Origin of the sequence: Micromonospora alfalfae, assembly GCF_022230925.1 — a bacterium.
GTDB classification, from domain to species: domain Bacteria; phylum Actinomycetota; class Actinomycetes; order Mycobacteriales; family Micromonosporaceae; genus Micromonospora; species Micromonospora alfalfae.
Window position 1 is genome coordinate 122,773 of sequence record NZ_JAKKFH010000063.1, and the last position, 19,055, is coordinate 141,827.

Annotated in this window: 19 protein-coding genes; 8 read left to right on the forward strand and 11 right to left on the reverse strand. The window is 69.8% G+C overall.

Annotated elements, in window-relative coordinates:
• The first annotated feature begins 251 nt into the window (after positions 1-251).
• The gene (locus MED01_RS35145) at positions 252-929 is read left to right on the forward strand and encodes a prepilin peptidase (RefSeq protein ID WP_238672886.1); all 678 of its coding nucleotides are present in this window, start codon (positions 252-254) and stop codon (positions 927-929) included.
• A gap of 16 nt (positions 930-945) precedes the next feature.
• Here the strand turns inward: MED01_RS35145 and MED01_RS35150 are convergent, their stop codons facing one another.
• Positions 946-1,575: a phosphatase PAP2 family protein gene (locus MED01_RS35150; protein ID WP_238672808.1), complete on the reverse strand. Its 630-nt coding sequence runs from the start codon at positions 1,573-1,575 to the stop codon at positions 946-948.
• Positions 1,576-1,745: 170 nt separating this feature from the next.
• On the opposite strand from MED01_RS35150, the gene MED01_RS35155 reads away from it, so the two are divergent.
• On the forward strand, positions 1,746-4,145 hold the full coding sequence (locus MED01_RS35155) for a glycoside hydrolase family 65 protein (protein WP_238672809.1): 2,400 nt from the start codon (positions 1,746-1,748) through the stop codon (positions 4,143-4,145).
• A 70-nt stretch (positions 4,146-4,215) separates the two neighbouring features.
• On the opposite strand, the gene MED01_RS35160 is transcribed toward MED01_RS35155, so the two are convergent.
• On the reverse strand, positions 4,216-4,680 hold the full coding sequence (locus tag MED01_RS35160; protein WP_238672810.1) for a DUF8243 domain-containing protein: 465 nt from the start codon (positions 4,678-4,680) through the stop codon (positions 4,216-4,218).
• Positions 4,681-4,867: 187 nt separating this feature from the next.
• Between MED01_RS35160 and MED01_RS35165 the strand changes: the two genes are divergently transcribed.
• Complete coding sequence (locus MED01_RS35165; RefSeq protein ID WP_238672811.1) at positions 4,868-6,028, forward strand: low temperature requirement protein A; 1,161 nt, start codon at positions 4,868-4,870, stop codon at positions 6,026-6,028.
• A 27-nt stretch (positions 6,029-6,055) separates the two neighbouring features.
• Positions 6,056-6,952 carry a helix-turn-helix domain-containing GNAT family N-acetyltransferase gene (locus tag MED01_RS35170; RefSeq protein ID WP_238672812.1) on the forward strand — a complete coding sequence of 299 codons (897 nt, stop codon included), beginning with the start codon at positions 6,056-6,058 and terminating at the stop codon, positions 6,950-6,952.
• Positions 6,953-7,082: 130 nt separating this feature from the next.
• Here MED01_RS35170 and MED01_RS35175 read toward each other — a convergent pair whose 3' ends face one another.
• The 3 genes from MED01_RS35175 to MED01_RS35185 are packed head-to-tail and all read right to left on the reverse strand — an operon-like array spanning position 7,083 to position 8,658.
• Positions 7,083-7,466 carry a hypothetical protein gene (locus MED01_RS35175; RefSeq protein WP_238672813.1) on the reverse strand — a complete coding sequence of 128 codons (384 nt, stop codon included), beginning with the start codon at positions 7,464-7,466 and terminating at the stop codon, positions 7,083-7,085.
• Positions 7,463-8,365 (reverse strand): class I SAM-dependent methyltransferase, encoded by a 903-nt coding sequence (locus tag MED01_RS35180; protein WP_238672814.1) that lies wholly within the window; start codon positions 8,363-8,365, stop codon positions 7,463-7,465. Before MED01_RS35180 ends, MED01_RS35175 begins: the two co-directional genes overlap by 4 nt.
• The gene (locus MED01_RS35185) at positions 8,365-8,658 is read right to left on the reverse strand and encodes a hypothetical protein (protein ID WP_210784198.1); all 294 of its coding nucleotides are present in this window, start codon (positions 8,656-8,658) and stop codon (positions 8,365-8,367) included. The genes MED01_RS35180 and MED01_RS35185 overlap by 1 nt, the downstream gene beginning before the upstream one ends.
• 56 nt (positions 8,659-8,714) lie before the next feature.
• Here MED01_RS35185 and MED01_RS35190 point away from each other — a divergent pair, with 56 nt between their 5' ends.
• Entirely contained in the window at positions 8,715-9,359 is a 645-nt protein-coding gene (locus MED01_RS35190; RefSeq protein WP_238672815.1) for a TetR/AcrR family transcriptional regulator, read from the forward strand.
• A gap of 64 nt (positions 9,360-9,423) precedes the next feature.
• On the opposite strand, the gene MED01_RS35195 is transcribed toward MED01_RS35190, so the two are convergent.
• Entirely contained in the window at positions 9,424-10,305 is an 882-nt protein-coding gene (locus MED01_RS35195; protein WP_238672816.1) for a LysR family transcriptional regulator, read from the reverse strand.
• A 137-nt stretch (positions 10,306-10,442) separates the two neighbouring features.
• On the opposite strand from MED01_RS35195, the gene MED01_RS35200 reads away from it, so the two are divergent.
• Together MED01_RS35200 and MED01_RS35205 are read left to right on the forward strand one after the other, a co-directional pair.
• A complete protein-coding gene (locus MED01_RS35200) occupies positions 10,443-11,054 on the forward strand; it encodes a dihydrofolate reductase family protein (RefSeq protein WP_238672817.1) in 612 nt (203 codons plus the stop codon).
• On the forward strand, positions 11,051-11,995 hold the full coding sequence (locus MED01_RS35205; protein ID WP_238672818.1) for a GNAT family N-acetyltransferase: 945 nt from the start codon (positions 11,051-11,053) through the stop codon (positions 11,993-11,995). Before MED01_RS35200 ends, MED01_RS35205 begins: the two co-directional genes overlap by 4 nt.
• 23 nt (positions 11,996-12,018) lie before the next feature.
• Here MED01_RS35205 and MED01_RS35210 read toward each other — a convergent pair whose 3' ends face one another.
• The 5 genes from MED01_RS35210 to MED01_RS35230 form a co-directional block, all read right to left on the reverse strand.
• On the reverse strand, positions 12,019-14,055 hold the full coding sequence (locus MED01_RS35210) for an ABC transporter permease (RefSeq protein ID WP_372493796.1): 2,037 nt from the start codon (positions 14,053-14,055) through the stop codon (positions 12,019-12,021).
• Positions 14,052-15,482: an extracellular solute-binding protein gene (locus MED01_RS35215; protein ID WP_238672820.1), complete on the reverse strand. Its 1,431-nt coding sequence runs from the start codon at positions 15,480-15,482 to the stop codon at positions 14,052-14,054. Before MED01_RS35215 ends, MED01_RS35210 begins: the two co-directional genes overlap by 4 nt.
• Before the next feature lie 462 nt (positions 15,483-15,944).
• The gene (locus MED01_RS35220; RefSeq protein ID WP_238672821.1) at positions 15,945-16,715 is read right to left on the reverse strand and encodes an IclR family transcriptional regulator; all 771 of its coding nucleotides are present in this window, start codon (positions 16,713-16,715) and stop codon (positions 15,945-15,947) included.
• 137 nt (positions 16,716-16,852) lie between these two features.
• Complete coding sequence (locus MED01_RS35225; RefSeq protein ID WP_238672822.1) at positions 16,853-17,155, reverse strand: DUF3291 domain-containing protein; 303 nt, start codon at positions 17,153-17,155, stop codon at positions 16,853-16,855.
• Positions 17,156-17,179: 24 nt separating this feature from the next.
• Positions 17,180-17,917, reverse strand: coding sequence for an SDR family oxidoreductase (locus MED01_RS35230; RefSeq protein ID WP_238672823.1), 738 nt, complete (start codon positions 17,915-17,917; stop codon positions 17,180-17,182).
• A gap of 226 nt (positions 17,918-18,143) precedes the next feature.
• Here MED01_RS35230 and MED01_RS35235 point away from each other — a divergent pair, with 226 nt between their 5' ends.
• Positions 18,144-19,031, forward strand: coding sequence for a helix-turn-helix domain-containing protein (locus tag MED01_RS35235; RefSeq protein ID WP_238672824.1), 888 nt, complete (start codon positions 18,144-18,146; stop codon positions 19,029-19,031).
• The last annotated feature ends 24 nt before the right edge of the window (positions 19,032-19,055 follow it).

Consider the following 19,055-nt stretch of genomic DNA (forward strand, 5'->3'; position numbering starts at 1 on the left):
GAAGTGGTTGAAAGCAGGCTCGCAGGCTCCGGTCGGCACGTCGCTTTCTGCGCCATCCGCTACACCGCTGCGAGCGTTCAATCACGATCCGTGTTCATCATCGCGGGGGGCCAGTTGGCCGCAACGGAGGCGACATGGCGCTGACCGGCCCCCCGGAGGCCATCCCCGGTCGGGAAGACCCACCCGATCGGAGTCCGGCAGCACGCACCCGGCTCTCGACAGTGTTCGCGATCCTCGCGATCAGCCCGCTGATGCGGTTGGCCGCGCTGCGCTACGCCGTACCCCCGGGTCTGCCCAGCCGGAGCGGCTGCGACGCCTGCGGCGCGCCGGTCGGCCTGACCCACCCCTGGCCGGCGCTCGGCCCGGCAGCCCGGTGCGGTCAGTGCGGCGCCCGGGTCGGCCCACCGCCGGCCACCGTCGAACTGGTGGTGCTCGCGGCGGCGGTGCTGCTGGCGCTCGCCGGCCCGCCGGGCGGGGCGCTGCCGGCGCTGATCTGGTGGCTGGGCTGGACCATCCCGGCGATCATCGTCGACCTGGCCGTGCACCGCTTGCCGGACCGGCTCACAGTGCCTGCGGCGGCCGGGACCTGGCTGCTGCTCGGCGTGGCCGCGCTCGACGCCGACCCGGGGCACTGGCTGCGAGCCGTCATCGGCGGCGCCGGGCTGGCGTTCTTCTTCGCCAGCACCGCGGTGCTGCTCGGCCGCCGCGGCTTCGGGCTGGGCGACGCCAAGATGGCGCTCAGCGTCGGCGCGCTGCTCGGCTGGTACGGCTGGCCGGTGCTGCTGTTCGGGCTGGTGCTCACCTTCGGGCTCTCCGCCCTGGTGAGTCTGGGCCTGCTGGCCACCCGCCGCGCGAACTGGAGCACCCACCTGCCGTTCGGCCCGTTCCTGCTGCTCGGCACAACGGCCGCCCTCCTGCTGACGACCTGACCCGCCGCACGGCTGATCAGGGGCGGGAGCGGCTGGCCAGTTTGGGGACCGGGCCGTCGGGACGGTTGGCCCGGCGGCGGAGCACCTCGCTGGTCGGGCGGGCCAGCAACGGGGTGAGCACCACGGCGACCAGCGCGCCGAGCAGCACGCCAGCGATCACGTCGTGCGGGTAGTGCACGCCCACGAAGACCCGGGAGAAGGCGGCGAGCGCCGCCAGGGGGAGCGCGACCAGGCCGAGTCGGCGGGAGAGCAGCAACGTGGTGACCGCCAGCGCACCGGCGATGGTGGCGTGGTTGCTGGGGAACGACCAGTCGCCCGGCGGTGGGCAGACGCCCGCGATGATCTCCCGACCGATCGTCCGGCAGGGGCGATCCTCGTCCACCACGGTCTTGAGGAACTCGCTGCCCACGTACGCCAGAACGGTCGGCACCGGCGCGATCAGGGCGAGTGCCCGGTCGTGCGGGCCGCCGGACCGGCGGCTCAGCGCGGCCATCACCAGCAGCGCGCCGAGTAGCAGGATCACCCCCTCGGTGGCGTGTCCGACGAACCACTGCACCGGCTCTGGGCTGCCGGCGGCGGCGTCGACGACGTCGCTGTACCACTCGGCGCTGATCTCCGGAACGTCAATGCTGCCGTTGTCGACCATGCATCACCTCACTTCACGTTCATACCCTGTTCACCTTGGGGACACCCTAGGAACGCGCCAGAGGGCATCGCTGCTGTCGAAGGTCAGGTGGTCTGTCAGACCTTCGTCCAGGATTCGCACAGCGGGCTCTGATTGGCTGTCCCAGGACGTGGACATCGACAGGAGGCCTTGTGCAGACCGGTTCGGCCACCGATCAACAGCACTCCACCACCGCTACGGCGGACGACGAGACCTGGCGGATCCGGCGCACGGCGGCCGACGTGGACCGACTCGGCGAGACCGAGTCGATCTTCGCGTTGGGCAACGGGTGGATCGGCTGGCGTGGGGTGCTCGACGAGGGTGCTCCGTGCGGAATGCCAGGCAGTTACGTCAGTGGCTTCCACGAGCGGCGTGAGCTGAGCTATCCCGAGGAGGGGTACGCGTTTCCGCAGGCCAGCGACACAGTCATCAGCGCACCGAACGCCGCACTGATCCGGCTCTGGGTCGACGACGAGCCGCTGGATCTCCGGACCGGGACGCTGCGCAGCCATGAACGGGTGCTCGACCTGCGTACCGGCGTGCTGCGCCGGGAGACCGAGTGGATTTCACCGGCCGGGCGGGGCGTCCGCATCCGCAGCACCCGGTTGGTGTCCCTGCCGCGTCGCCCGGTGGCCGCCGTCCGGTACGAGGTCGAGCCGTTGGACACCGCCGTCGAGCTGCGGGTCTGCTCGGACCTGCTGGCCAACGAGAAGGTGCCGCAGCGTTCGGACGACCCTCGGGCCGCCTCGGTGCCCACCGACCCGCTGACCGCCGAGACGTACCGTGCGACAGGCCTCGACGGCGTGCTGGTGCACCGCACCGAGCGCAGCGGCCAGCGCGTCGCTGTCGCGGTCAGTCACCTGCTGGAGGGCCCGGGCACTGTGACGACCAGCGGTGACTGCACGCCCGACCGGGTACGGCTGACCGTGGCGGGTCGCCTGCACCCGGGGGAGCGGTTGCGGCTGACGAAGTTCGCCGCCTACGAGTGGGCGACTCTCGACGCGACGCCCGCCGACGAGTTGGCAGCCCTGGTCGCCGCCGAGGCGGACGCGGCGCGCGCGGACGGCTTCGACGCCCTGCTCACCGACCAGCGCGCCGCACTGGACGCGGCGTGGCAGGTCGCCGACGTGCGGCTCGACGGCGATCCGGAGCTTCAGCAGGCAGTCCGGTTCGCGATGTTCCACCTGATCCAGGCCGGTCGCCCGGACTCCGACCGGACCATCTCGGCCAAGGGGTTGACCGGCAACGGCTACGACGGGCACGTCCTCTGGGACACCGAGAGTTACGTCCTTCCGGTACTCACCTACCTGGCCCCGGCGGTGGCCCGCTCGGCGTTGAGGTGGCGGCACGCTCACCTGCCCGAGGCGCGGGAGCGGGCGGCCGAACTGCGGTTGAGCGGCGCGACCTTCCCGTGGCGCACCATCGGCGGCCGGGAATGCTCCGGCTACTGGCCGGCGGGCACCGCGGCGCTGCACGTCAACGCCGACATCGCCGACGCGGTGTTGCGCTACGTGGCGGCCACCGACGACCAGCTGTTCCTGGCCGAGGCGGGTCTGGAACTGCTGGTGGAGACCGCCCGGCTCTGGCACGGCTTCGGCCACTGGTCGGACGAGGGCGACTTCCACCTGCACGGGGTGACCGGCCCGGACGAGTACGCGGCACTGGTCGACGACAACGTTTTCACCAACCTGATGGCGAAGCGCAATCTGCGCGGCGCGGCGGACGCCGCCGAGGGACATCCCGAGCTGGCCGGCCGGCTCGGCGTGGACCGTGACGAGGTGGCGGGCTGGCGGGCTGCCGCCAACGCGATGGCCGTCCCCTACGACAGTGAGCGCGGGGTGCACCAGCAGGCCGCCGGCTTCACCGAACAGCCCGAGTGGGAGTTCGCGAACACCGGTGACGACGACTACCCGCTGCTGCTGCACTTCCCGTACCTGGAGCTGTACCGCAAGCAGGTGGTGAAGCAGGCCGATCTGGTGCTGGCCATGCAGCTCTGCCCCGGTGAGTTCACCGCCGACGAGAAGGCCCGCAACCTGGCCTACTACCAGGCTCGGACGGTCCGCGACTCGTCGCTGTCGGCGGCCCCGCAGGCCGTGCTGGCCGCCGAGGTCGGGCACCTGGATCTGGCGTACGACCTGTTCGCCGAGTCGGTCCTTCAGGACCTGGCCGACCTGGGCGACAAGACCGCCGACGGGCTGCACCTGGCCTCGCTGGCCGGCGCGTGGCTGGCGCTGGTGCAGGGCTTCGGTGGGCTGCGCGACGACCGGGAGGTGCTCTCCTTCGACCCCCGGCTGCCGGGCCGGATCGACCGGCTGGCGTTCAGCCTGCGCTGGCGCGGTCACCGGTTGCGGGTCACGTTGACTCCGGCCGAGGCCCGCTACGAGCTGCCCGACGCCGCCGCGGATGCCGAGGTCGAGCTGTGGCACCACGGCGAGTCGCTGCGGCTCACCGGTGCCGAACCGGTCAGCCGGCCGATGCCGCCGGTGCCCGACCCCGGCCCGGAGCCGCCCTCCCCGCCCGGCCGCCGCCCCACCCGCCGCTCAGCCGACTGAGCCGCCCCGACCGGCCGCAGCGTCGGCTCCGGCCCGCCACGGCTTCGTCCCAGGTCGGCGCGGCGTTGGCTCAGGTCGGGGCGGGACCGCCGGTCATCCGCTCGCGGACGGCCTCCAGCGCCTCGAAGGCGTACGCCCAGTTGTGGCATTTGAAGCTGCGCAGACCGTCGATGGCTGTGTGACAGTCGGAGCAGCGCACCCCGGCGATGGCATCCGGGATCTCGGTGTTGACGTACTTGCGCTCGCCCAGGATGACCGTGGCGATCATGGCCTTGTCGTGCAGGCCGGAGAGCGCCGACGAGACGATGTCGTACCAGGTGATCCGCCGACGGCACTTCGGGCAGTCGGGTTCGTCGCCGCTGACCCAGAGCGGGGCGCCGATGCTGCGCGCCGGCATGCCGAGCAGTTTCTCCAGCCGCCGGACGTCCGACTCGGGGGTGGTCCAGCGGTGTCGGCCGGGCAGTGATGCGGGCGAGTCGTACACGGCGCGGAACAGGTCGTGGTCGACCTGCACTGTCTCGCGCTGAGCGGTCATCGGCGTCCCTCCTCGTTGAGTCGGTGCCCCCACCGTGGCCAGTGGTGACCATGGGCGCAGCCGGATCAACGACACGAGGGGTCAGCGGGTCGTCGCCGCGGTCCGCCGCTGACAGCGCTTTCGCCTCCGGTGGACGGTCTCGGGTGGTACGACGGACGCAGGGCGTGCGCCAGCGGGAGGAGCGCCGATGGCGAACAGACCCGAGCGGCTGCTGCGGGGCGGCGACTCGCCGCTGAGCGCGTCGTTCCTGGAGCTGTTCTTCGATCTGGCGTTCGTGCTCGCGCTCAGTCAGCTGGCCGCCCACCTGTTGCACGACCTCAGCATGGTCGGCGCGCTGCACACCGCCCTGCTGTTGGCGGGGGTCTGGTGGATCTGGGTGCCCACCACCTGGTTCGCCGACTGGTACGACCCGGAGAGCCCGGCGGTGCGGTGGCTGCTGGTGGGCGCCGCGCTGGGCGCCCTGCTGGCCGGGGTGGCGATCCCGCAGGCCTTGGACGGGCGGGGGCTGCTCTTCGCCGGCGCGTACGTCTCGGTGCACATCGCCCGGGGCGTGGTCACCGCCGTCGGGCTGCGCGGTCATCCGCGGCAGATCCGGACGCTGCGGATCCTGTGCTGGTTCAGCGTCTCGGCCGTACCGTGGCTCGCCGGCGGGTTGCTGCCGCAGTGGCGGGTGCCGCTGTGGCTGCTCGCCCTCGCCCTCGACCTCATCGGTCCCCGGCTCGGCTGGCCCACGCCGGGGATGGGCCGGACCAGACGGGAGGAGCTGCACCTCGCCGGTGAGCATTTCGCCGAGCGGTACCAGCAGATCATGATCATTGCGCTCGGCGAACTCGTTCTGGTCGCTGGCCTGTCGTACGCCGGCACCGACCTCCACTTCCCACAGACCGTCGCGTTTCTGCTGGTCTTCACCATCGCTGTGCTGATCGGTCTGCTCTATGTCACGCCCGCCGGCCAGCGCCTCGGCCCGGCCATCGAGCGCGCCGACCCGGCCCGGCTCGGCGTGATCACCGGCTACCTGCACCTGGTGATGATCGCCGGGTTGGTGGTCACCGCCGTCGGCGCCGAGTTGAGCATCGCCCACCCCCTGCGGACCGGTGACACGACAGCCGTCGTGGTCATTCTGAGCGGCCCGACGCTGTTCCTCGTCGGGCGGATCCTCTTCTCGGCGGCGATCCACCGGCGACTCTCCTGGCCCCGGGTCGCCGCCCTGTTCGTGCTGGCCGGTGCGGCGGCCGTGCTGCGGTTGCCGCTGTTGGCGGTCAGCGCGGTCGCCACCGGGGTGGCGCTCGCGGTGGTCGTCCTGGATCACGCCGGCATCGGTTCCTACCGCCACCGATCTGGTGCGTAGCCAATAAGCCTGACTAAAGTCAGGTATATGGACTCGGCCCTCATCGCCGCCGTGCGGCGGTTCAACAGGACTGTCACCCAACGGGTGGGTGCGCTCGACGACGAGTACATGGCCCAGGGACGCCCGCTGGGGCAGGCACGGCTGCTCTGGGAGATCGGCCCCGCCGGTGCCGAGGTCGCCGCGCTGCGGGCCCGGCTCGGCCTGGACTCCGGACACCTCAGCCGGCTCCTGCGCGCCCTGGAGAACGACGGCCTCATCGCCGTCGGACCGGCCGACCAGACCGGCGGCGACGGCCGGGTCCGCGTCGCCACCCTCACCGACGCCGGCCGGACCCAGTGGGCCGACCTCGACCAGCGGTCGGACGATCTCGCCGCCTCGATCCTCGAACCACTCACCGAACACGGTCGCGAACGACTCGTCACCGCCATGGCCGATGTCGAACGGCTGCTCGTCGGCTCGATGGTCGTCATCGAGCCGTGCCCGCCGAGTGACAGGCGAGCCCGCGCGTGCCTGCGGGGCTACGCCCGCGACATCGCTCGACGATTCGACGACGGCTTCGACCCCGCACTGAGCAACCCGGTCCACGACGACGCGCTCGTCCCGCCCAACGGGGTGCTCCTGCTCGCCACGCTGAACGGCGAACCGATCGGCTGCGGGGCTGTCAAACTCCACCCCGACGCGCCCGCCGAGATCAAACGCGTGTGGGTGGCCGACACCGTACGCGGGCTCGGCGTCGGGCGGCGGCTGCTGGGTGAGCTGGAACGGTACGCCGCCGAGCGCGGCGCGACAGCGGTCCGGTTGGACACCAACCGCAACCTCACCGAGGCGATCGCCCTGTACCGGGCGACCGGTTACCGGGAGATCGAGGCGTACAACACCGAGCGCTACGCCCACCACTGGTTCGAGAAGCAGCTCAGGCAGTGACGGCCTTGGCTGCCACGCCCTACGCTGCCAGCCATGCCGCCCACCGCACGTCATCAAAGTCACGACACCCGACGTCGACGGCCAGCCGTGCGCCGCGTACCGGTAGACCCGGGCGGCTCCCACCTCGCGGCTACAGCCGCTCGAAGCTCTCCATGCCGGCGAGTTTCAGCACCTCGGTCCGGGTCGCCGGGCATTCCTTGCGGGTCTGGTCGTCGATCTCACGGCCGTTGGGCACCGGGCCCTGCTTCTCGTACCAGGAATAGAGGTTCACTGTCAGGTTCGCCATTGCGCCCGTTTCGGACCCGATCCCCTTGAGCGTCGGCACCTGGCCGTCCAGGTAGTTGCACACTTCCTTCGCCGACACCGGGGAGCCGCCGGCCGGAGCGGATCCGGCCGCGCTGGTCGATCCTGTCGTGTCTGGCGCCGCAGCGGGCTGGGGCGCCTCGGCCTCGGTGCACGCCGTCAGGGCGAGTACGAGGCAGAGGGCCGGTGCGAGCGGTCGGAACGTACTCATTGGATCTTGTCCTCACGGGGTTCGTGGTGGGTAGGGGTTCCGGCGGCGTTCGCGGTGACGAGCCAGAGACCGGTGGGCAGCCGGTAGCCGACGCCAGGCTCCCGGAACCGGCCGAGCAGTCGGGTGACCCCCGCCCGGGCCGAAGCCTGACCAGCCGGCGAAGCCGTCCGGTACGCGGCACCGGCCGGGCCGACCTCGATAAGCCATTCGGCCACCGCGTCGGCGTCGTCCGGAGTTTCCACTGCGACATCGCACGGTGTGATCGTGACGGCGGTGAAGCCGGCGGTGCTGAGGATCCGGGCGACCCGCGCCGGGTCGGCGAACGCGAACGGACCGGCCTCGTCACCGACCGGCAACGGTGGTAACGGTCCGAGATGCGGTGCGGCGCCGAGCATCGCCGCGGACAGCCACGGGTTGACGCCGCTGTCGCGGAAGACAGTCGCGGCGAGGCGCCCTCCCGGGCGCAGTGATCGCCGGATCGTGCGGCAGCCGGCAACCGGGTCCGCCAACAACATCAGGGTCATTCGTGAGAACGCCGCGTCGAACGGGGCACCAGGCACGACATCGAGAGTCTCGATGTCGGCCACGTGGAACTGGATGCCCGGGTATCCGTCGGTGGGGAACCGGCGTTGAGCGGCGGTCACCATCGTCTCGTCGATGTCGACACCGATCGCCGCGCCGGTCCCGCCGACTGCGGCGGCGATCTCGGCCGTGGTGCCGCCGCAGCCGCAGCCCACATCGAGGATTCGTTCGGCGGGTCGTGCGGCCAATCGATCCATGGCCGCCGCGCCCAGCGGTCGACCGGTCTCGTCCTGCCGATCGGCGTGGCGAATCCAGCCAGGTGCCGCTCCCGCCCAGAAAGCGGCGCCGCGGGCCCGCAGGCTGGCGGTGTCGGTCATCAGAACGGCATCTCGGTGCCGTCGACGCTCATCGAGCGGAAGTGAGCCGCCTTCGTCGGGTCGAAGCCGTCCTCCTGTGCCGCCAAGCCGGCAGCCCGGACCAGCCGTTCGGACTGGAACCGGCGGAATGCCGCTTCGTCCTGCCAGACGTTGATGATCCGCCAGCCGTCCTCTGTCGGCCCGGCGACATGGGCGAGGAGGCCCGGCGGTCGGTCCGGTCCGAGGTGTCGTTCCACCTGCCGGTATTCCGCCTCGCTGACGCCGGGCATCTCCTGCAACACACCGAACGGCATGGCCGTCCCCTCTCGATAGAGTGAGCCTCTATCCAATAGAGCACTACACTTGAGAGGTGGTTGTCAAGAGACGTTATGACTCTTCCCGCCGGCAGGAGCAGGCCCGACAGACCCGGCGAGCCATCCTCGAAGCGGCTGGTCGGCTGTTCGTCGACCCGGGCTACGCGGCCACACCGCTGACCGCCGTCGCTGTGGAAGCCGGCGTCGCGGTCCAGACCCTGTACGCGGTGTTCGGCAGCAAGCGGCAACTGCTCTCCCAACTGGTCGACGTCACCCTGGCCGGCGACGACGAACCGGTGGCCCTGCCGGACCGTCCCTTCGTCGCCGAGATCCGCGCACTCACCGACCCTCGGGCCAAGCTCGCCCGCTACGCCCGCCACCTGGCCGAGGTCAACGCCCGGCAGGCCCAGGTGATGCTCGCGCTGGCCGGCGCGGCCACGGCCGATCCGGACGTCGCCGAGATCTGGCGCAAGAACGTCGACGACCGCCGCCGGGGCATGGCCATGTTCGCCGCCGAACTCGTCGGCACGGGAGGCGTACGCCCCGATCTGGGCGCCGATCAGGTGGCCGACATCCTCTGGTTGGCCCAGGACGTCCGCAACTTCGACTGGCTCGTCCGGCAACGTGGATGGGCGACTGAGCAGTACCAGCGGTGGTATGTGGACACCGTCAGCGGCGCGATCATCGCCAGCGTCAAGTAGCGGAAGGCGCTGGTCATGGGCGTGAGGCCGAAGCTGTGGTCACCTGGTCCGCCGACGCGGCGGGCTATTCGACGGAGTAGAGACCCTGCGCGATGCCGGCGAACGACCGGATGAGTTCCGTCTCGCCGCCGGTACGCCAGATCAGCCCCCACCGGGCCGGCGGGGCGTCGTGGATGGGCACGTAGGCGATGTCCGGCCGCGCGTAGTAGCGGGCAGCCTGGGCGTGCACGGGCGAGACGGCTTCGCCAGTGACGAGGATCGGGATCATCTCCTGGAAGTTGGAGACCGACGGGCCGATCGGGATCAACCGTCCGCTGGGTGTGCGTACTGGCACCAGGATCTCCCGCCAGTAGTCCGGCCGGGCCCCGCCCATCACCGTCTCGTCCGCCAGGTCCTCGTAGGAGACCGATTTCCGGCCGGCCAGCCGGTGGGTCGCCCCGACGGCGAGCACTATGGGTTCGGTGTAGATCACCGGACCGACGGTGAGGTCCGGTTCCTTGACGGGCAGCCACACGATCTGCACGTCGATGTCGCCGGCGCGCAGCCGACCGAAGGGGTCGCCGAAGTCGACATGCCGGATCTGCACCTCGCACTCACTGTGCTCCTTGGCGAACCCGTCGAACAGCTCGCGGAAATCATGGAGGTTGACGGCGATCGACCCGACCCGCAGCACCCCGGTCTTGCCCCGGGCGGCGAGCCTGGCCCGGTCCATGCCCTCGTGCAGACCTCGGTACATGGGCTGAATGTCGTCGAAGAGCCGTTGGCCGATCGGCGTGAGTTTCACCTGCCGGTTGTTCCGCTCGAACAGCGCTGCGCCGATCCGGCGTTCCTGCTTCTTGATCGCCTGGCTGACCCGGGCCTGGGTCACGTGCAGCCGCTCGGCGGTGCGGGTGAAGTGCAGTTCCTCCGCCAGGGTCAGAAAGATCTCGATGTCGCGGAGTTCCATGTGCTGTTCCCGATCCACCCATTAGTGAAGGGTTATGGCACGTTACCAGTTGTGATCTTGTAGCCCGGTGCCTCGCCGGGCAGGCTGACGGACGTCGTCGCCGAACAGCATCCGGCAGCCTGAACGAGGAGATCGTCGTGCGCAAGCTCGTGTATTACATCGCCGCCACCCTGGACGGCTTCATCGCCGGCCCCGACGGCGCCGACCCGACCGGCCCCGGCGGGTTCTGGCCCGTCCCGGACGACTACCTGCGTCACCTCGTCGCCGAGTACCCGGAGACCCTTCCCGGTCCGGCCCGGCAGGCGTTTGGCATCACCGACCAGGGCAGCCGGTTCGACACCGTGCTGGAAGGGCGTCACTCGTACGAGGTGGGCCTGAAGGCCGGCGTGACCGACGCGTACCCGCACCTGCGCCACCTGGTGTTCTCCCGCACGCTGGGCAGCAGCCCGGACCCGGCCGTCGAGGTCATCGGCCAGGACCCCATCGCCACGGTACGAGAGCTGAAGCGGCACGACGGCAGGGACGTCTGGGTGATCGGCGGCGGCGCGCTGGCCGGTGCCCTCTACCCCGAGATCGACCAGCTGATCATCAAGCTTGCCCCGTTGACGATTGGCGCCGGCATCCCGCTCTTCGGCCGCGACGCCGTCTTCGCACCACGCGCCTGGCGCCTGACCGACCACACAGTCCTGGACAGTGGCGCTCTCTTCCTCACCTACACGCGCACACCGACCGGAAACGAGTCAGCATGAGCACGTCCCCTGACACCGTCACGATCCGTCCGATCACCGGACCGGACGAGATCGCCCTGTTCAACCGCCTGTCGTACACCATCAATCACGAGCTCGACGACGACCTTGCCGACAAGCGCCGCCGACCGGAGTGGATGTGGGTGGCGGTGCGCGGCGACCGACTGCTGGCCAGGGTCGCCTGGTGGGGCCGCAGCGGCGACGACACCCCGCTGCTGCTGGACATCCTCGACGTCGACGACACAGCCGAGGACCTGACCGAGGTGGCACAGGCGTTGTACCGGACCGCCGCGAAGCAGGTCCTGGCCCCCGGCGCGGTCCCTCCCGAATACGGCCGGTTCATCCCGGCGGACTGGCGCGAGAACCCGGACACGTACCGGGCGGTGCGTACCAGGATGGGCGTCCTGGAGAGCACCGGCGCCCGGCTGACTGTCGAACGCCTACGCCTGGAGTGGCGCCCCGCGGCCGGCCTGCCCACGCCCGACCGGCGACTGGCCTTCCGCCCGGCCCTGGACACCGACGAACTGGTCGCGCTGATGACCCGCGCGCTGGACGGGACCCTGGACGCGCACAGCCGTACCGACCTGGCACAGATGTCGCCCCACGAGGCCGCGCTCAAGCACTACGAGCAGGAACTCGCCACGTACTCCAGCCCTCGCGAGTGGTGGCGCGTCGGCACGTTGGGCGAGAACGGCGAGCCCGTCGGGTTCGTCGTTCCCGCCCGCAACGCCTACCACCCGGTGATCGCCTACCTCGGCGTCGTTCCGGAGCACCGGGGCCACGGGTACGTCGACTGCCTTCTCGCCGAAGGCACCCGAACGCTGGCCGCCGAGGGGGTCTCACGCATCCGCGCGGCCACCGACCTGGGCAACGTACCCATGGCAAGGGCGTTCGCCCGCGCCGGTTACGTCAACTTCGAGCGGGCCATCAACATGGCCTGGTAGCGCGAGCGACAGGCTGCCCCCAATCAGCCCTTCACCGCGCCCGCGGTGAGCCCCTCGGTCAGGAAACGCTGCCCGAGGGCGTACATGATCACTACAGGGATGCTGACGAGCAGCGACGCCGCAGCGAGTTGTCCCTGCGGCACGACGTCCCCGGCGATCATCGACTGCATCCCCACCGGGAGCGTCTTGTACTCGTCCTTCGTGATGAACACGAATGCGAAGAGGAACTCGTTCCAGGCGTTGGTCAGGGTGAAGAGCGCAACCGCCAGCAGCCCTGGCTTGGCCAGCGGCAGCACCACCCGGCCGAACGCCTGGATGCGGCTGCAACCGTCGACAAGCGCGGCCTCCTCCAACTCGATGGGGATCGACGAGAAGTACCCCACCAGCAGCCAGGTGGCGAACGGCAGCGTGAAGGTCGGGTACGTCACCACGAGGGACCACAACGAGTCGGTGAGCCGGGCGCCGATGAGCATCTGGTACAGCGGGATGAACAGCAGCGCGCCCGGCATCACGTAGGTGAGCAGCACGGTGACGGTGAAGCCCTGCGCCCCACGGAACCGCAGCCGGGCCAGCGCGTAGCCCGCCAGAGCGGCGCAGACCAGTGCCACAGCGGTCGACGCCGCCGACACCAGCAGGGTGTTGAGATACCAGCGGCCGAACGGCTGGTTGTCGAACAGGGCGCCAAACTGCTCAAGCGTCCACGGCGTCGGCCACAGGTCGTCGGTACGCATGACGACCTGGCCCTCGGACTTGAAGGCCGTGACGGCGATCCAGTACAGCGGGCCGAGCACGAAGAAGAGCAGGCCGGCCAGCGCGGCCCAGGAACCCAGGCCCGACACCACTGACGACGACCGGCGACCACCTCGGGACTGGAGGGTCGAGACCACCCGGCCGACCCCCGCCGCGATCAGCAGAATCACACCGAGGACCACCGCCGCCTTCCAGAAGATCTGCGGTGACGCCCAGGCCAGCAGACCGGTGACCAGTGCGGCGACGACCCACGGAAGTGCCTTCCGCACCGGCGCGGCCCACCGCCGTGCACCGATCCACTGCGCTGTCCGGCGTCGCCGGGGCAGTTTGATGTTGGTGTCCTGGCGCAACAACCGGACCAGGACGAACACCAGCCCGCCGATGATCGGCAGCATGACGAGCGTGACCGCCGCGCCCGCGCCGTACTGGAGCTGCAGGATGGCCTTCGAGTAGGCGATGAGCACGTACGGCGCTGTCACGTCGCCAGGGCCGCCCTGCGTCAGCAACCAGACCAGGTCGAAGTTGTTGAACGTCCAGATCGACGACAGGGTCACCGTCACGGTGATCACGTGGCGCAGTCCGGGCAGCGTCACGCTCTTGAACCGCTGCCACGACGAGGCGCCGTCGATTGTCGCCGCCTCGTAGAGATCCGCTGGGATGGCCTTCAACCCCGCGAGGAAACACACGGTGAAGAACGGCACTCCCTTCCAGACGTTGACGAGGATCACCGACGGCATGGCCAGTGACGGGTCGGACAGCCAGCCCGCGGGCCAACTGTCGACGAGGTGCGCGCTGGCCAGCAGCGGCCCGATCCCGGTGGCGGTGAGCAGCGTGTTGACGCTGCCGAAGATCGGGTCGAGCAGCGCGCGCCAGCTGAACGCCGTCACCACCGTCGGCACCACCCACGGCACCAGGAGCAACCCGGCCAGCACGGCCCGGCCACGACGGCGATGGTGCAGCAGCAGGGCCGCGGCCAACCCCAGCACGACCTTGAAGACCTCGGCGTACGCGGTGAAGACGAACGAGTTCACCACGCCGGTGTGGAACTGGTCGTCGCCGACGAGCGCGAGGTAGTTGTCCAGGCCGACGAAGACGCTGTCCTGCCCGTGCCGTTCCGTGGTGCTGGTGATGATCGACCGGGCGATCGGCACGAGAACGAGCCCGCCGACCAGCACTGCCATCGGCGCCAGGAACAGCGCCGCGAGTCTCCAGTCGCGACCCAGCCGCCGCTGAACCGCGGTGAGGGAGCCGGGCCCCGACGGCGAGGATTTCCTCGCCGCCGGGACCCGCGCAGGACGGACCGACCTCACTGCGGCAGCCCCTGCTGGTTGAAGATCTGCACCATCTTCGCGTGGGCGGCCGTCACGGCCTGCGCCGGCGCTGTGCCCTGCACTACCTGCTGCATCATGTCGGTGAGGACGTAGGCCGACCCCACCGCCTGCTGGCCCGCGCTGGCCTTCTGCGGGAAGGCCAGGCCGTTCTTCGTGTTCAGCGGCAGCTTCAATTCAGTGATCTTGCGCAGCATGGGGAACGCCGGGTCGCCGCTGGTGAAGAACGGGTCGGCATCCCAGACCTTCTCCCAGGCGGGCATCACCAGGCCGGGTGCCTCCTTCGCCACACCGAGCAGCGCTGGTGCGCTGACCAGGTACTGAGCCAGGAGCTTGGCGAGCGCCGGGTTCTTGGCACCCTTGAAGACGACGAAGCCCTGCGACTGGCCGAGCAGCAGCGGGTTGTCGGTCGCCGGCCCGATGCAGTCGGAGAACACGTGGGTGTTCTCGTGCACCGGGTTCTTCTTGGTCCTGGAGTCCGCGTAGACGCTGAACTGGTTGCGGGTGTAACCGAGGATCCCGGCGAGCCAGTTCTCGTTGTTGCTGGTGTCGGTCCAGCTCGCGATCCCCGGCGGCAGCATCGGCTTGTACTTGGGGTTGGTGTAGATGTCGCCCAGGAACGTCACCGCCTGCACCGTCTCCGGGCTGTTGAAGGTGACCTTCCGGCCGTCGTTGGCGGCGATCGACCCGCCGTAGGCGTTGATCAGCGCCTCGATCATGCCGTTGCCGTCACCGGACCGGTTCACAGTCATGCCCCAGCCGAACCGGCGCTTGCCCGGATCGGAGATCTCCAGGCACAGGTCCCGCAGCTCCTCCCAGCTGTAGATGTCCTTCGGGGTGATGCCCTTGTCCTGCATCCAGTCCTTGCGCAGGAACGACCCGATCCCGATGAAGTGGTACGGGATGGCGAACCACTTGCCGTCGAAGACGCAGAAGTTCTTGGCCTCGGCGCAGGGCTCGCCGTACTTGGCGGTCAGCGTCTTGACGACGTCCGTCACGTCCTCCAGGTCGCCCAGCGCCTGGAACTGCGCGACGAACCGCGAGTCGGTCATGAACGCCAGGTCACGGGCCACCCCGCCCTTGACCTCGGCGTCGATCTTGGCCACCACGTCACCGGCGTCGGCCTGGACCAGACTGTTCTCGATCTTGGTTCCGGTGGTGTCGGCGAACTTCTTGATCGAGCTGTCGAGGGCTTCGTTAGCCGCCGTCGAGTACAGCTTCTGCGACAGCATGCCCATCGAGGAGCCCTTCATCGCCGCCGCGGCGTCGATCAGCTCCTGCGGAACCTCCGGCTGCACCTTGCTGGGCGATTCGGACTCGCCCCCGCACGCGGCCAGACCGGCCGCGCCGAGCACCCCCACTCCCATCCCCAGAAAGCCGCGCCGGGACCATGCCGGTTTGATCTCCATGAACATTCGCCTCCTTGAAGTCTCCGCACCTCTGCACGCCGAAGGCCTGTCTGACGAACACCGCGATGCTCGTGCTCCAGGCGTGTCCATGACGGCGACCAGAGACGCGTCGCCCCCATCGATCAGCGCGTTCGCGTGCTCGTTGTCGAAATGCGTCGGGTTGCCACGGTGCCGGCGGGCTCGTTCGTGCCGCCGTTCACCGTCGTCCTGCCTTGGCGTCCGTGTGGGCCGCGCGAGAGAATCCGCGTGTCGCTCGCCGGGTAGCGCGACGAGGTCGAGGCGATCGACGACCGGGCCGAGGAAGCAGCGCTGACGTTCCAGTTCGGTCGGGTCACGGGACCACCGCCGTTCGAGATTTCGAACCAGGTTCGATATACCGGATCGAGTGGTCGCGACGCTAAGGCAGCGTGGAGAGCGATGTCAATGTTTCGATGTTGTTTCGAGCCGAAAGCGGGAGGTTGACTAACGAGGCTGCGCCCGGTGACCCATCCGAGCCGACAACTCGGCCGCGCCCTCGCGAACCAGCCCGGTCCACTCCACCTGCACCTGAGGCGTCCAGCGAATGATCGGCGCGGACAGGCTCATCCCAGCGATGACGGCACCGGTATGGTCCCGGATCGCCGCGGCGACGCAGCGCATCGCGCTGTCCGACTCGCCAACGTCGACAGCGACGCCCTCCACCCGGACACGTTCAAGCTGCTCACGAAGAAGGTCCGGGTCGGTGATGCTGTCCGGCGTCATGCCCGGCAGGGGTTCCTTTTGCAGGACGGCGTCCAGGTCCGCCTGATCGAGGGCCGACAGCAGTACCTTGCCGACCGCCGTGCAGTGGGCGGGCAGCCGCAGCCCGACCCCGGAAACCATCCGAACGGGGTGGGTGCTGTCGAACTTCACCAGGTAGATGACGTCGGCGCCGTCGCGTACCGCCACATGAACCGCCTCGTCGCACGCGGCGGCCACGTCCCGTGCGACGCCCTGCGCCTCACGTACCAGATCAAGCCGGCCCGCGAACGCCGCGCCCAGTTGGAACAGCGGCATGCCGAGCCGATACTGCACCGGCTGACCCGGTATGGAGATCAGGTACGAGCGAGCCTCAAGCGTGACGAGCAGTTCGTGGACCGTGGTGCGGGGCAGGTCGAGCCGCTCCATCACCTGGCGGGCCGACAGTTGGGGGCAGTCCAGGAACAGTTCGAGGACGTCGAGTGCGCGGTTGAGTGCCGGTACCACACGGGGCATGTCGATAGTCCCTTCGCAGTGCCGGCCCCGTGTCAACGATCTCCACACGGGCCGGCACTTGAAGAGGATATCTACGTCGGCTCCCGGCGCCAGGTCGCGGACTCGTCGTCCATCAGGGCGGTCCCGGCAGATCGAGGTCAACTGGTGTGCTGCAACACCGGGACGATCCGGAAGTCGACAGTGGCCTGGTCGATGGTGGCGTGCACCGGGGAGTCGGCCATCTCCGTCATGATCCCCGAGGCGCTGCGCCGGCCGTCCGCGGCGGAGTCCCACGCGACGATGTCGGTGATGGTGCCGTCGTCGTCCTGCATGATCCGACGCCACCGGAAGCCGGGCTGACGCCGCAGGTAGTCGTTGATGTCGTCGTTGGCGTTGACGAAGTCGGCGCCGGTCAGGCCGGGGACGAGCCGGAACGTCGTCATCTCAAGCGCTTCGCTCATGGGTGCACTCCTCGTGATGCGCGGTCAGCCCTGCACGGTTGACCGCATGATGATCTCGTTGACGTCGACGCTGCCCGGCTGGGCGATCGCATGGGCGATCGCGTCAGCGACCGCCGAGGCAGGCATTCCCAGTTCTTCGGCCGCCGCGTGGACGGCAGCCCGCACCCGAGGGTCGCCACCCCGCTCGGTGAGTTCCGAGTGGGTGTAGCCGGGGCTCACCAGGGTCACCCGGATGTCCTGGCTCTCCTGGCGCAATCCCTCGGTCAGTGCCCGTACCGCGTACTTGGTGGCGCAGTAGACCGCAGCCGTCGGGTCGACGCGGTACGCGGCGGTGGAGCCGATGTTGATGATGTGCCCCGCGCCGCGGGCGCGCATCAACGGCAACGCGGCGGCGATGCCGTACAGGGTGCCGCGCAGGTTCACCTCGATCATCTGGTCCCACTCGTCCACCCGCAGCGTGTCGAGGGTCGACAGGGCCATCACGCCGGCATTGTTCACCAGCACGTCGATGCGACCGTGCCGTTCGTGGGCGCCCTCGACGAAGGAGAGCACGCTGTCGCGGCTCGTGACGTCCAGCTCATGGTGGTCGGCGGTGCCGCCAGCGTCGCGCAGTTCGTCGACGAGCGCGGCGAGCCGGTCGACGCGTCGGGCGCCGAGCACGACGTGATGACCATCGGCGGCCAGCCGGCGGGCGGTCGCCGCACCGATACCACTGCTCGAACCGGTGATGAGAATGATCTTCGAGCCGGAACTGTTTCCCATTGATCCTCCTGTTGCACTTCGGGCCCGCTGCCCGAGCGCCGCAGCTCAACGATCCGGCCGGTACGCGGGCCCTGGAAGGGCGAGGTTTCCGGGGTGCGCCACACCCCGGCACCGTGTCCGGTTAACTCGGTTCAGGCAACCTCTGTCCCGTAAGCCCTCGATGTGCCGATCACGCCACCCGGCGGACCGGCCGGCGACGGTGGTCCGACGTCTTAGGCTGATCGGCATGCCCGATTCAAACCGGCTCGGGGAATTCCTCCGGGCCAGTCGCGGACGAGTCGACCCCAAAGAGGTCGGACTGCCCAGCGGCGGCGACCGCCGGGTACCCGGACTGCGCCGCGAGGAGCTCGCAATCCTGGCCGGGGTGAGCGCCGACTACTACGCCCGCCTCGAACAGGGCCGGGAGCGCAACCCCTCCGCACCGCTGCTCGACGCGATCGGTCGGGCCCTGCACCTCGACCCGGACGCGCGCCGCCATCTCTTCCGGCTCGCCGGGCTCCACCCTCGCCTCGGCCCGGACAACTCCCGGGACTCCGTGCACCCGGCGCTGCTGCGGCTGCTGGACGCCTTCCCCACCGCCGCCGCCTACGTGCTCAGTCCCGCATTCGAGGTGCTGGCCACCAACAGCGTGGCGGCTGCCCTGCTGTCCCCGTTCACCGGCCCGACCAACATGGTCCGGGTGCTGTTCCAGCATCCGCAGGCCCGCGCCGTCTTCCCCGACTGGCCGTCCCTGACCGAGAACGTCGTACACGCCCTGCGACTCAACGCCGGTCGCTTCCCGGAAGATCCCCAAATCCGGGCGCTCGTGGCCGACCTGCAACGCGACTCGCCGGCGTTCCGCACCCTCTGGGCGGACCAGACAGTGCGGGGCCTGACCCGCATGTTCAAGGTCATCAACCACCCCCAGGCGGGACAGGTCCAGCTGACCTACCAGACCTTCGACGTCCGCGACGCTCCCGGTCAGCAACTTCTGGTCGGCACACCTGAACCGGGCAGCGCCGAGGCCCTGGCCGCCCTGGCGGCAGCAGATCGGGTGATCGCAGCCCAGCCGCCGGCTGGCAGTCAGCCATCCGATGGAGCCTCCGACCACCCGGCCGGCAGGCGGGAGCCATGACGGGCCACGGTAGGGGTCGAGCTG